The 13,370-nt window shown below is 41.4% G+C and carries 12 protein-coding genes and 1 riboswitch; of the genes, 6 read left to right on the top strand and 6 right to left on the bottom strand.

The features are described 5' to 3' along the window. The first annotated feature begins 44 nt into the window (after positions 1–44). On the top strand, positions 45–1,388 hold the full coding sequence (purB, locus tag J4E06_RS13185) for an adenylosuccinate lyase (protein WP_349524415.1): 1,344 nt from the start codon (positions 45–47) through the stop codon (positions 1,386–1,388). 205 nt (positions 1,389–1,593) lie between these two features. Here the strand turns inward: purB and J4E06_RS13180 are convergent, their stop codons facing one another. The 5 genes from J4E06_RS13180 to J4E06_RS13160 all read right to left on the bottom strand — a co-directional run bounded on the left by J4E06_RS13180 (position 1,594) and on the right by J4E06_RS13160 (position 4,674). Then, the gene (locus tag J4E06_RS13180) at positions 1,594–2,409 is read right to left on the bottom strand and encodes a mechanosensitive ion channel family protein (protein ID WP_349524414.1); all 816 of its coding nucleotides are present in this window, start codon (positions 2,407–2,409) and stop codon (positions 1,594–1,596) included. 128 nt (positions 2,410–2,537) lie between these two features. Further along, entirely contained in the window at positions 2,538–3,077 is a 540-nt protein-coding gene (locus J4E06_RS13175) for a GFO_1091 family lipoprotein (protein ID WP_349524413.1), read from the bottom strand. Between the two features lie 113 nt (positions 3,078–3,190). After that, positions 3,191–3,730: a GFO_1090 family protein gene (locus J4E06_RS13170; protein WP_349524412.1), complete on the bottom strand. Its 540-nt coding sequence runs from the start codon at positions 3,728–3,730 to the stop codon at positions 3,191–3,193. 13 nt (positions 3,731–3,743) lie between these two features. Further along, entirely contained in the window at positions 3,744–4,178 is a 435-nt protein-coding gene (locus J4E06_RS13165; protein WP_349524411.1) for a PG0215 family putative anti-sigma factor, read from the bottom strand. Continuing rightward, on the bottom strand, positions 4,165–4,674 hold the full coding sequence (locus J4E06_RS13160) for a GFO_1088 family ECF-type sigma factor (protein WP_349524410.1): 510 nt from the start codon (positions 4,672–4,674) through the stop codon (positions 4,165–4,167). Before J4E06_RS13160 ends, J4E06_RS13165 begins: the two co-directional genes overlap by 14 nt. A gap of 213 nt (positions 4,675–4,887) precedes the next feature. Here J4E06_RS13160 and J4E06_RS13155 point away from each other — a divergent pair, with 213 nt between their 5' ends. Beyond that, positions 4,888–6,399, top strand: coding sequence for a GFO_1087 family putative carboxy terminal peptidase (locus J4E06_RS13155; RefSeq protein ID WP_349524408.1), 1,512 nt, complete (start codon positions 4,888–4,890; stop codon positions 6,397–6,399). A gap of 144 nt (positions 6,400–6,543) precedes the next feature. Here the strand turns inward: J4E06_RS13155 and J4E06_RS13150 are convergent, their stop codons facing one another. Further along, positions 6,544–8,406, bottom strand: a complete 1,863-nt coding sequence (locus J4E06_RS13150; protein WP_349524407.1) for a TonB-dependent receptor plug domain-containing protein — start codon at positions 8,404–8,406, stop codon at positions 6,544–6,546. A 69-nt stretch (positions 8,407–8,475) separates the two neighbouring features. Next, positions 8,476–8,706, bottom strand: a riboswitch (cobalamin riboswitch). Positions 8,707–8,761: 55 nt separating this feature from the next. Between J4E06_RS13150 and J4E06_RS13145 the strand changes: the two genes are divergently transcribed. From J4E06_RS13145 to J4E06_RS13130, 4 genes are all read left to right on the top strand, one after another. Continuing rightward, positions 8,762–9,913 (top strand): ABC transporter substrate-binding protein, encoded by a 1,152-nt coding sequence (locus J4E06_RS13145; RefSeq protein ID WP_349524405.1) that lies wholly within the window; start codon positions 8,762–8,764, stop codon positions 9,911–9,913. After that, entirely contained in the window at positions 9,914–10,945 is a 1,032-nt protein-coding gene (locus tag J4E06_RS13140; protein ID WP_349524404.1) for a FecCD family ABC transporter permease, read from the top strand. It abuts the gene before it with no gap. Beyond that, positions 10,945–11,724: an ABC transporter ATP-binding protein gene (locus J4E06_RS13135; RefSeq protein WP_349524402.1), complete on the top strand. Its 780-nt coding sequence runs from the start codon at positions 10,945–10,947 to the stop codon at positions 11,722–11,724. Before J4E06_RS13140 ends, J4E06_RS13135 begins: the two co-directional genes overlap by 1 nt. Before the next feature lie 322 nt (positions 11,725–12,046). Continuing rightward, positions 12,047–13,360, top strand: coding sequence for a DNA recombination protein RmuC (locus J4E06_RS13130; protein ID WP_349524401.1), 1,314 nt, complete (start codon positions 12,047–12,049; stop codon positions 13,358–13,360). Positions 13,361–13,370 lie beyond the last annotated feature (10 nt).

Raw genomic sequence — 13,370 nt, 5'->3', positions numbered from 1 at the left:
TGAAGACTTTAAGTATCTTTGATGCTTTCAAAATTTTCTTGACCATGTCGTTGACACAACTTAATGCCATTACGCCGATTGACGGTAGATATAGAAACAAAACCAAAGCCCTAAAAGACTATTTTTCGGAGGAGGCCCTCATCAAGTACCGTGTTCAAGTTGAGATTGAATACTTTATCGCCCTTTGCGAGGTTCCCTTGCCACAATTGGCCGATTTCAACACGACATTGTTTCCCGAATTGCAGAAAATATATCAAGAGTTTTCTTCGGAAGATGCACAGGTAATAAAGGACATTGAAAAAACGACCAACCACGATGTAAAAGCAGTGGAATATTTCATCAAGCAAAAGTTTGATGCCTTGGAGCTTCCAAAATATAAGGAGTTCATCCATTTTGGATTGACTTCGCAAGATATCAACAACACCGCGATTCCTTTGTCCATCAAAGAAGCTATGAACAATGTGTACGTTCCTTCTTATTTGGAGGTTTTTGAAAAATTGAAGGAACTGGCCAAGGAATGGAAGAACATCCCCATGTTGGCACGTACCCACGGTCAGCCTGCCTCCCCTACCCGATTAGGCAAGGAAATTGAGGTATTTGTGGAGCGCTTCAAAGAGCAGTTCAATTTATTGAACGATATCCCAAGTGCGGCCAAGTTCGGGGGGGCCACCGGAAATTACAACGCTCATAAAGTAGCCTATCCAAAAAATGATTGGAGAGCTTTCGGAAAGCAGTTTGTTCAGGAAAAATTAGGTTTGCACCACTCTTTCCCCACTACGCAAATTGAGCATTACGACCACATGGCGGCTTTGTTCGATTGCCTTAAGCGCATCAATACCATTTTGATTGATTTGAACCGAGATATGTGGACCTACATTTCCATGGATTATTTTAAGCAAAAAATCAAAAAGGGAGAGGTAGGCTCTTCGGCCATGCCACATAAAGTAAATCCCATCGATTTTGAAAATTCAGAAGGAAACCTTGGTTTGGCCAATGCCATTTTTGAGCATTTGTCCGCCAAGTTGCCCATTTCCAGATTGCAACGCGACCTTACGGACAGTACCGTTTTGAGAAATGTGGGAGTGCCCTTTGCACATACCCTAGTTGGATTCCAATCCACCTTAAAAGGCTTGAACAAATTGGTCTTGAACCAACCCAAGTTCGAGCAAGATTTAGAGGATAACTGGGCAGTTGTTGCGGAAGCTATCCAGACGATTTTGCGAAGGGAAGGCTATCCCAATCCTTATGAAGCTCTAAAGGGCTTGACCCGCACCAACGAGAAAATCAACCAAAAATCCATTGCGGATTTTATTGATACCCTTGAAGTTTCGGAAGCCATAAAAACAGAACTGAAACAAATCACCCCAGCGAATTATACTGGGGTTTAGGCTCTTTGTCATTCCTGCGAAAGCAGGAATCTTTATGGTTGATTCCTTGAAACAATCCCATTGGAATGGAACCCTGAAACAAGTTCAGGGTGACCAAGCGGAATCACATTACATATTTAATTGTCATTTCGAACCGACCAAAGAGAGCGTGAGAAAGCTGAATGGATTTCTCAATCGCTGCAATCCTTCGAAATGATGATGGTTCTTAAGCCTCTTTATGGATTTCCACGGAATGCGGGTATGGAATTTCGATGCCAGCTTCGTCCAAGGCTATTTTACAATTCTCGTATATTGCAAAGTACACATCCCAATAATCCTCGGGCTTACAAAAAGGCCTTACGGCAAAATTCACGGAACTGTCCGCCAACTCCAATACATTTACCGATGGTGTAGGGTCTTTTAGCACCTTTTCATTCGAGGTCAGTACCTTGAGCAATACTTCTTTGGTTTTTTTAATATCTTCATCGTAGCCGACCCCGATTACGGTATCTACCCGAACTTTCCCTTCGGCGGTATAGTTGACGATGTTTCCATTGGCCATGGCGCCGTTGGGAACAATGGCCAGTCTGTTTTGTGGAGTTACCAATTTGGTGGTAAATATTTCAATACTTTTTACCTTGCCCAAAACCCCTTGTGCTTCGATTAAGTCATCAATTTTATAGGGCTTAAAAATCATGATCAACACACCTCCTGCAAAATTGGAGAGCGAACCTTGCAAGGCCAACCCAACGGCAAGACCTGCTGCGGCGATTACAGCAGCAAAGGTGGTAACATCGACCCCTAAACGGGAAATAACGATAATGATAAGGAATATTTTAAGCGCCCAAGAGAACAGGTTCAGCAAGAATTTTTGCAGCGATTGGTCGTAGTTGCTTTTGGACATTACCCTTCGGGTGCCCCCAATAATTTTCTTGACCACCCACATACCCACAATATAAATGAGGAGCGCTGTGATCAATTTAGGACCAAACTCTTTGGCGAGTTCAATACCATAGTCAAACCATTCTTGTGCCTTTTCCATGAGGTTTTAATTTAGTTAGTGTTCTTACAATGAGACACTAAGATACCAAACTAGGTCATTTTATTTATATTTTTAAAATGAAAAAGAGCGCTAAATGCGCTCTTTCCCTAATTATATGATGATTGGTCTTAGCCCTTTAAAAAATCGCCAATTTCTCCAAGTCCTTCTCCTTTGTAATCGGATTTTTGAATAGCTTGCATTAATTGGACAATGTGTGCAGGGTTCATATTCTTGCCCAGTACGCGTACCAAAGCAAATCCTTTGTCTTTGCTATCTCCGTATATAATGACCTCATCTATGGCATCCTCGTCTCCCAAATATTTTATGACACCTTTGCCATATTTGGAGTTGATCTTCATAAGCTCCACAAATTCATCTCCTTTTAGGATCTCACTCACCTTTTTCTTTTCGATCTCGTACTCTGCTTCATTGTCCGCATCTTTTTTAAAGGCCAACAAATTGAATTTTCGAAGCGATTCGATGGCTTCTTTTTGAGTTGGGGTCAAATCCACCTCATCCATTTTAAGAATACTGGCAGGGACATCGATGGATAAAAAATTCGGGTTTTCCGAATTGTCCACATAATACTCTTGAAGACTGGGCTGCGAAGCACACGAAGCCAAGAGCAAAGCTCCCGCCACCATTATGGATTTAATTAAATGTTTCATCTTTTTTGTTTTTTTGATTGATATTGTAAACTAAAATCAGTTGACAATAATGAGTTGGTTTTTATTGCGTTTTGTTACAATTCCCAACAAATTATTGCCAACCGAACTTCAAATTATTTGTTCTTTTCCGCCTCGTTCAATTCTTCGGGCAGGTTCATCTTTTTGGTCAACGAGCTGATGTTGTTCAGATCAATATCACCGGTCAGCGATAAAATCACTGTTTCAAATCGCTGTCCATTGGCTTCCACATTCTTCATACCGGTAACGAACATGAGCAATTCGCTTACATGATCGGCATCCTTACCTTCTTTTATGTAGAATTTAACATTGGCATCTTTGTCCTTGATTCGCATCAACTCTTCCATTTTGGAAGAATTGAGGTAGCTATCCACAGAAGATTTCATATCATCGCCTATTTTTTTGTTTTCAGTGGTAAACACCTTCAAGCTTTTTAGGCTATTCACAATATTTATGAATTCTTTGGCTTCTGGATCATCTGTTTCGATGTCCATTTTGGCCAATAGGTTGAACATGCTCTTGTTCACGATTACCGTGGTTACATCGTCCAAATCTTCGAACTTGTCAAAAACTGATTGTGAGAATCCTGCCAAAGGCAATAATGCCATTACTGTGATTAAAATATACTTTTTCATTTTGTTACGTTTTTTAATTGTTGTTGTAAATTTTTTGTTTTGCTTCTTCAAATTCGTTGAGGTAAGCTACTTTTTCTGTTCCGCGGCTAAAATTTTCCGCTAAGAGTTCAAAAGCTTTTTTGGTTTCCTCGTAGGCGTACTCCGCCTTTTCTTGCTCTAAACGCTTTGTTTCTTGGTACTGATTACCAAAATAAATACCAAAGGCAAGAACTACTGCCGCTGCAACGGATAGCCACTTGTAATAGTTTACTCTAGGTTTTAATGGCACCTGCTTGGTGTACTTTTCTTCCTTGGCCATGGAAAAGTAGTTGAACATGGGCTTGTATTGCTCCAAGTGGGGTGCGACCTCCTCCTGCGAAAAATACTCCCTAAGTGTTCTTTCTTCGCTCACTGTTGCAGTGGCCTCGAAATACTTCTCCAATATTTTCTCTATGTTACCCAATTCCATAGTTATGTTTTTTTATTAGTTCTTCCCTTACTGTTTTTCTTGCCCTCGACAATGCTACGCGCACTGCGGTCGGTTTCATGTCCATGAGCTCGCATATCTCGTCGAACTCGTATTGCTCTACATCGCGTAGCTGCAATATCATTTTTTGTTGTTCTGGCAGGTCTTCCATGATCCGCTCCATCCAACTTATGCTGTCCTCAGCCTCCAACTGCTTTTGTAAGGAGGTGTTTTCGTCGCTGTAGTTACTGTGGACCAATTTCAGATTTCCTGCTTGTTTGGATTTTAACCGATCCAAACAAAAGTTTTTGGTCATAGTCATGGCAAAAGCTTCTACATTTTTGTATTTCTCCATAGACTCACTTTTTGACCATAGCTTCAACAAAATTTCTTGAGTGGCATCTTCAGCTTCTTCCCGAGAAACCAACAAGCGCTTTGCGAGCCTGTAAAGTTTGTCCTGAAAAGGCAAAACCACATTTAAGAATTCTGTTTGTTTCATTTGGTTGTCTTAGTTGTTTTTGTGTCTTTCTTATCGACCTACACTATCACGACGATACATATCGAATTTTGTTACAAAAAATTTGTTATCTCCTGATATAAACCTATTTTGCAAGGAAAATTTACACGGTCGTCCGTGTAATTTTACTCATTTCAACCTACACCTCTGATACATTTGGAATAAAATTTGAGTAATTTCATTAAAAATTAAGCTATGAAAAAGTATTTCTTCCTCTTTGTAGGATTGTTTTTGTTGGTATCCTGTAGTAGTGATGACAATATAATTGACCCCGGTTCCACACCTCAGCCCGAACCAAATCCCAACCCGGATGGTGAAACTGTGGATGTCACCGCTCAAAATTTTATGTGGCAGGCCATGAACCTTTGGTATTTTTGGCAGGCTGACGTTCCCGATCTTGCTGATGATAGGTTTAGTTCCAATGCGGAATACACTGCTTTTTTAGAGTCCTATCCTGATGCGGAAAATTTTTATTACAGTATTTGCAACAGACATGAGGAAGTTTATGGAGAAGAAACTGCCATAGACCGATTTAGCTTCGCCAACGAAGATTATAGTGAATTGGTAAGCAGCCTTTCCGGTATATCTCAAAGTAATGGACTAGAATTTGGCTTGGGGCTTATTGGTGAATCCGGTGATGTTTTTGGTTATGTGCAATATGTTTGGCCAGATTCGGATGCTTCCACAAAAGATATTCAAAGAGGTGAATTTTTTACTCGGGTCGATGGTGTGCAATTGACAACACAAAACTATATTAATCTTCTTTTTGGTGAAAACAGCACTTATACACTTGGAATGGCCACTGTGGCCAACAATACCATTTCCGACAATGATAAAGAAGTCGAACTTACCAAAATCGAAAACCAGGTAGAAGATCCAATCTTGATTGCGGAAACTTTGGATGTAAATGGTACCAAAGTAGCTTATTTGATGTACAATCGCTTTTTAAGCAGCTTTAATGAAGATTTAAACGCTGCTTTTGCACAATTTGTAGCCAATGGCGCTACAGAACTGGTTTTGGATATGCGCTATAACCCAGGTGGCTCTGTAAACACTTCACGCCTTTTGGCAAGCATGGTCTACGGGACCAATACCAGCGACGTTTACATTAAACAACGTTGGAACGATAAAATTCAGGCTGAGTTTTCTGATGAGTTCTTGACCGATTATTTTGCCAGCTCCACAGGTTCAAGTGCAATTAACTCGCTAAACCTGAGCAGGGTATTTGTTATCGCTACGGGCGATTCTGCTTCGGCGAGTGAATTGGTAATGAACGGACTCGAACCTTATATGGATGTCATACATATTGGTGAGACTACGCGAGGAAAAAACGAATTTTCCATCACGCTGGTTGACGACATTGATAACTCTTTCATTTATAATAGCGACCGTGAAGGCAATATTAATGCTCAGAACAGCTGGGGATTGCAGCCGTTAGTTGGAAGAAATGAGAATGCTGATGGATTCTATGATTACACAAATGGATTAACTCCCGATATTTCCCTCAGCGAAGATTTGACCAACCTTGGGATTTTGGGAGACGTGAACGAGCCACTATTGGCCCGCGCGCTACAAGAAATTTCCGGTGGTTCTGCGAAAATCGACTTTACTGTGGAAATGCCTGCCGAACATTTTACCAGTTCAAGACTTCATACACCGGTTAAGGACAATATGTATTTGGAAAACCCTTTACAATTGAACAAGTAATAAAAGAGGCTGTCTAAAAGTCTACAAAATCGTCATTCCGAACTTGTTTTGGAATCTCATTATAATATTCTACAATCGTAATGAGAACCTGAAACCAGTTCAGGTTGACATAAAGTTCACTCTTTAGACAGCCTTTTTATATTTTTAAAGGTTAAGGTTGAGACCGACCCTAAAGTTCCGCCCTCGCGTCGTAAAGCCGAGTAGTTCCCTATAATCCTCGTTCAACAAGTTGTCTGCGTTGAAGAACACATTGAGTTTGTTCTTGATCAGTTCGTGCCTGATGGAAAAGTTCAGCAAGGAAAACGGTTCCAAAGCGATATCCGAGAATGTTACAAAGTCCGTGTCAAAACGTTCCCCTGTGTAAGCATAATCCAACGATGCATTCGTGCTTTTACAAACCTGATACCACAAGGATACATTTGCCTTGTGCTTTGGAATACGGATGGCATTGTCTCCTTTCCGTTCTGTAAACGTATAATTGGCATTAACACTAAACTTGCTCCAAGGCAACCACGTAGCTTCCACCTCTACCCCATTGGCATCAATTTCATCCGCAATGTTGATACTCATAAAATTGACATCGTAACCAATGGCATTGGTCTCATTTCTATCAAAATAAACCGTGCTAATTCTAAACTTGTTGCTCAATTTAAGTTCTATACCACCTTCAATGGTCGCATTTTCTTCCGGTTCCAAATCAGGGTTTCCGCCAAAAGCACCGAACAACTGCGTTAAATTAGGGGTGATATAAGATGTGGCATAAGATCCCATCAATTTTACATACCCCTTTTCCGTATCAAACACATAGGATGGGTTCACATTGTACACAAAATGGTTTCCATATTCAGAGTGATTGTTTAGTCTCGCACCCGCATTCAAGTTCAGACCAAAGTCAGAAACATACACCACATTGGCATAAGGATCCACAATGGTAAAATCAACCTTCTCTGAAAAAACGGCTTCATCCTTAATGTAGTTAACACCTAAAACAGTATGCCATTCCTCACCAAAAACATATTTGTTGTACACATCCAACACCCAGTTACTTCCTTCGGTCATGCTTTCACCAAAAGTATCAATGGCCAAGGATTCATAATCTGTAAATGCCATATTTAGGTGTATCGAACCTTTGCCATAGCTAAATTCAGAAGCTAAACCAACCCGTTGCTGTTCATTCTCACCCAAATTGGAAGCTTCGGCCAAAGTGGCGTCGTATTCATTTTTAAACTTGGTCTGGTTACCATAAACCTGAATCCCAAAACTTTCCGAAAACTGATAGCCCAGCTTTACATTGGTGCTAAAGTGTGAGAAAACATCCTCTTCATTCTCAGGTGTAACGGCAGCAGACAATCCACTCTTATATCGATTTGAAAAATCAACCCCATAATTGAACTTCCCCAAAGTACCGTTGACATTGGCATAATTTTGAATACTTCCAATATTGTAATTTTGGTCATCAGCGGTTTGATTCGTTCCTACGCTCGTTTCAAAATTGCTTGCAATCTTCTGTTTTGAAGCCTTTTTCGTAGTGATGTTGATTACGGCCGTAACCGCATTGGTTCCATAAAGTGTGCTGGCAGCCCCTTTGATAATCTCAATGGACTCAATCGTAGCGGGTGATAACAACCGAAGATCATACTCCGCCGAAAATGTGGATGGGTCCGACACACGAACACCATCAATAATGATTAACACCTGACGCCCACGGCCACCACGGGCATACACCCCAAGCACATCGCCGTCACGGCCGCGACTACCGGCAATCTCGATACCACTTTTGGTGTTGATGATTTCCGCAACCGTCCTGCCTTGATTGCGTTGCATTTCCTCAGCAGTGATTTTAATCACCGTTTTTCCTGAGTTTTCTCTTTTCAATTCAAATTTTGAATCGCTTACAACAACCTCGTCCAGTTGCTGTACTTTAAGTGAATCTTGCGGTACATTTTGCGCAAAAATCCCCTTACCCGCCAATAGAGCGGTAATTAACCATAAATGATTTTTTTTCATTTCGTTTAATTGAATAAACGGGAGAATAGTATGTGATGCATACGTAAACTTTTATCCCGAAAGTTTAACATTGATTGTTTGAATCTGGCAGGTCTCCTGGCTTGTGTTTTGTCTCCTACCTTCCCACCCATTGGGCAGTGGCTTTGAAGAAGAGACAATCGCCTACTACGTACTGACGCTCAAATAACACCAGTGCCGATTCGGCATATACTTACAGTTGCGGGAACAGCTCCGGTTTTGCACCGGATTCCCTTTTAATCCCACGGAAACTCCGTGCGAACCAAAATTCGAAACCAAAGCTAATCAATCTGTTTAATCTTTTTTCGCAAAACTTAAATAATCTTACTTTTGACCTATGGCAAAAAAACAGCGGTCAGTTCTATTCTTAGGATTCCTTTTGATGGTTTTGATGGGGTGCAAGCAAGCAAAAAAAACACAACCCGTTCAAAACCAAGAATCAACATCCTCCATAACCTATGCAACCGGCTTTACCGTAAAAAAACAAGCCGATTTCACCGTGATAGAAGTCACCGCGGCTTGGCCAGGAGCTAATAATTTTACGTACGCCTTAGTTCCGAAGGAAAAATTGCACGCAATGACTTTTCCGCGTGATGCCTACGATGCCATTATCGGCACTCCCGTAGAAAAGATGGTACTCACCTCTACCACCCATATTGAACCCTTAAACCAACTTGGCGAACTCAATACCATTATTGGATTTCCCAACACCGACTACATTTCGTCACCAGAAGCAAGAAAATTTGTGGACAGCGGACAAATCCAAGATTTGGGAATGAATGATGTGCTCAACACGGAAATGGTCCTCGAACTAAACCCAGAACTCATCATCGGATTCAGTATTAACGAAGAAAACAAGACCTACGATATTCTAAAAAAGGCGGGGATACCAGTGGTTTACAATGGGGATTGGGTGGAACACACCCCTTTGGGAAAAGCGGAATGGATTAAATTCTTTGCTCCTTTCTTTCAAAAAGAAGCATTGGGCGACAGCATTTTTGAGGAGGTTGAATCCTCCTATCAACAAGCCGCAGCATTGGCACAAAAAGCAAAAACCAAACCAACAGTCTTAACCGGGGGATTATACAAAGATGTATGGTACGTAGCAGGAGGAAACAGTTGGATGGCGCAGTTTATGAAAGACGCCAACGCCGATTATCTATGGTCCGACACCGAGGCAACAGGAAGCATCGGGCTTAGCTTGGAGTCCGTTCTGGAAAAAGCACAAGATGCCGAGTATTGGTTTAACCCTTCCGCGCAAACCACATATATGGAATTGAATGAAGCCAATACCCATCATCAGCAGTTTGAAGCTTTTAAAAATAAAAAAGTGTACTCCAACGCCATTGAAAAGGGAGAAACTGGCGGTCTCGTTTTCTACGAATTGGCACCACACCGACCCGATATGGTTTTAAGGGATTTCATCAAAATATTGCATCCAGAGTTGTTACCAGAACATCAATTGCAATTCATCAAACCATTACAATAAATGCAAAGAGCAAAAACATATCGTATTTCCTTTGTGTTTTTGACACTGGCACTGCTATGCGCTTGGCTCCTGAACATTAGTTCGGGCTCGGTTTCCATTCCATTTACCGAGGTATTGTCCACTATGTTTGGGGAACCCCCTGAAACTGCATCTTGGGAATACATCATCTGGGATTATCGGTTGCCCAAGGCATTTACCTCTATTTTGGTGGGCGGAGGACTGTCCTTGAGCGGACTTTTAATGCAAACTTTGTTTCGAAACCCATTGGCAGGACCTTTTGTACTAGGAATCAGTTCCGGTGCTAGTTTGGGCGCTGCCTTACTTTTGATGGGCACTTCATTGTTGGCAGGCTATACCTCTTTCTCTTTTTTGGGTGATGTTTCCTTGGCCATTGCAGCCAGTATCGGTAGTTTTTTGGTGCTCTTGGTCGTTATGCTTGTCGCCCAGCGCGTAAAGGACACCATGGCTTTATTGATTATCGGTTTGATGTTCGGTAGCATCACCTCGGCCATTGTAAGCGTGCTGGCTTATTTTTCAAGTGCTGAAAACCTACAACGCTTCATTTTTTGGTCGTTTGGAAGTGTGGGCAATTTATCCACAAACCAACTGCTTTTATTGGGAGGCATTGTCGTATTGGGTGTTCTGTTAAGCATTATATCCATAAAATCATTAAACGCCTTTCTTTTGGGAGAAAACTACGCGCAAAGTTTGGGAGTTTCCTTGAAAAAATCACGATTGACCATCATCATCGCCACAGGATTATTGGCAGGAGGCATTACCGCATTCGCTGGACCCATAGCTTTTGTTGGCTTGGCCGTTCCGCACCTTACCCGTCAAATTTTTGATACCATGGAACACAAAGTGTTGATTCCAGCCGTAATGCTATATGGTGCCATCTTAATGCTCTTATGCGATACTTTGGCCCAATTGCCTAATTCCGCCAGCGTGTTGCCCATCAACGCCATCACATCCTTGGTAGGGGCACCCGTGGTTATATGGCTTTTGGTACGTAAACGAAAAATGATGTTCTGATGGCAAAAGTTGGTAAAAACATATTGTCCATTAAAGATTTGGCCATTGGTTACGATTCAAAAATCGTAGCAGAGCATATCAATTTTGAGTTGGAAAATGGAATGTTATGCGGAGTTGTGGGCATCAATGGTATTGGAAAATCCACACTACTTCGGACTTTGGGCGGATTTCAACCGAAACTTTCCGGTGATATACTTTTGAATGAAAAACCGCTGGAAAAATATACCTCGTCCAATCTATCCAAAGAGCTTAGCGTGGTGTTAACGGAGCAACCTGCTTCCAAAAACCTGACCGTACAAGAATTGATTGCATTGGGCAGACAACCCTACACCAATTGGTTGGGTACTTTGACGAAAGAGGACAAGCAACAGATTGAAGCGAGTTTGGATGCCTTTTTATTGAAAGACCTACGACACCGCAAATGTCACGAACTTAGTGATGGACAGTTACAGCGGGTGCTGGTGTCGCGTGCTATGGCTCAGGATACCTCTTTGATTCTCTTGGATGAACCCACCACGCATTTAGATCTGTATCACAAAGTGCAGATTTTAAAAATGCTTCAAGAATTGGCCCATAACAAACAGAAGACCATCCTGTTTACGACACACGAAATCGAATTGGCCATTCAGTTATGCGACCGCATATTGATTTTGGATGGAAAAGACAATCCTTTCGGAGATCCTTGCCAACTCATTGAACAAAAACATTTTGACCGTTTGTTTCCGTCGGAAATGGTTCAGTTTGATGCTAAAACGGGTTCGTTTAAGGTTTCAAAATAGGGATTGCCGATAGCTATGTATAGAAAGTTTTTTTACCAATAACTGTCAATTCGAGTGAAATTCCAAGGGAATTTAGTATCGAGAATTGTTTTAGTCGCTTGAAATTCTAGTTCTCGATACGTTTTTGCCAAAAACACTCGAACTGACGAATTTCATCCATAAAGCATAAAGGATAGATTACTGTAATTCCGCGTGATACTTCGACTGCGCTCAGCATCCACCCGCTTTCCAAATTTCAACTTCCATTTTGTGGATTTCTGCTTTCGAAGAAATGACATTTTATCTTTGTAATCCGTTATCTTTATCCTTCAGAAACTTTTTAATGAGCACAGAACTTACCTTTATTATTATTGGCATTATCACATTGGTCATTGGCCTGTTTGCAGGGATGTACATTCAAAAACTGAAAATCAAGTCCACTGAGAGTGTTTGGCAGGAGCGAGAAATCAAATCAAAAGAAGTGGAGTCTTCTTTAAAAGAAGAATTGAAGGAAGTTCAGACAAAGAAATCAGCACTTGAAATCAGTTTGGCTCGGGAGGAGTCCAAATCACAGAATTTAGAAGAAAAGCTAACCGAACAAAAGCAAGAACTGGAAAAGCTTCAAGAGAAGTTTACCAAAGAATTTGAAAACTTGGCCAATAAGATTCTGGATGAAAAAAGTGAAAAATTCACCAAGAGCAACAAAGAGAACATTGAAAATATTCTGACGCCACTAAACAAAAAAATAAAAGAGTTCGAGGAAAAGGTAGAAAAGTCCCAAAAGGAAAATATAAGCATTCACTCTTCCCTTAAAGAGCAATTGCTCACTTTACAGACCCAAAATCTCAAGATTACCCAAGAGGCCGAAAACCTGACCAAAGCCCTGAAAGGCGATAGCAAAATGCAAGGGAACTGGGGGGAGTTGGTGTTGGAGCGTGTGCTGGAAAAATCTGGATTGGAAAAAGATAGGGAATATAGCGTACAGCAAAGCTTTAAACGGGAAGATGGTACGAGAGTGTTGCCCGATGTGATTATTCATCTACCCGACGGCAAAAAAATGGTGGTGGATTCCAAGGTTTCACTAACGGATTACGAGCGCTACACCAATGCCGAAGAAGAAGACAGACCCAAATTCTTGAAGGATCACATCAACTCCTTGCGCAGACACGTGGAACAGCTTTCGGCCAAAAAATACGAGGACCTCTACGAAATGGAGAGCCCTGATTTTGTTTTAATGTTCGTACCGATTGAACCCGCTTTTGCCGTCGCCATAAATGAAGATGTATCATTGTACAACAAGGCTTTTGAGCAGAATATTGTTATTGTCACACCATCTACCCTATTGGCCACCCTCCGCACCATTGATTCGATGTGGAGCAACGAAAAGCAACAGCGGAATGCTATGGAAATTGCGCGACAGGCAGGCGCCCTTTACGATAAATTTGTAGGGTTTATGCAAGATTTGACGCAGGTTGGCAAAAAAATGGACGATGCCAAAGGTGAGTACAAAAATGCCATGAACAAGTTGTTCGATGGTAAGGGCAACATTATAGGTCGTATTGAAAAACTGAGAACCATGGGGGCCAAAGCGAAAAAATCGCTGCCCGAACCCATTTTAAAACGCGCAAACGAAGACGATTTAGAAACACTAAACTAGAACACTGACC

It is taken from the genome of Allomuricauda sp. NFXS6, assembly GCF_040148835.1.
Lineage (GTDB): Bacteria > Bacteroidota > Bacteroidia > Flavobacteriales > Flavobacteriaceae > Flagellimonas.
This window is presented reverse-complemented; position numbering and strand designations above follow the sequence as displayed.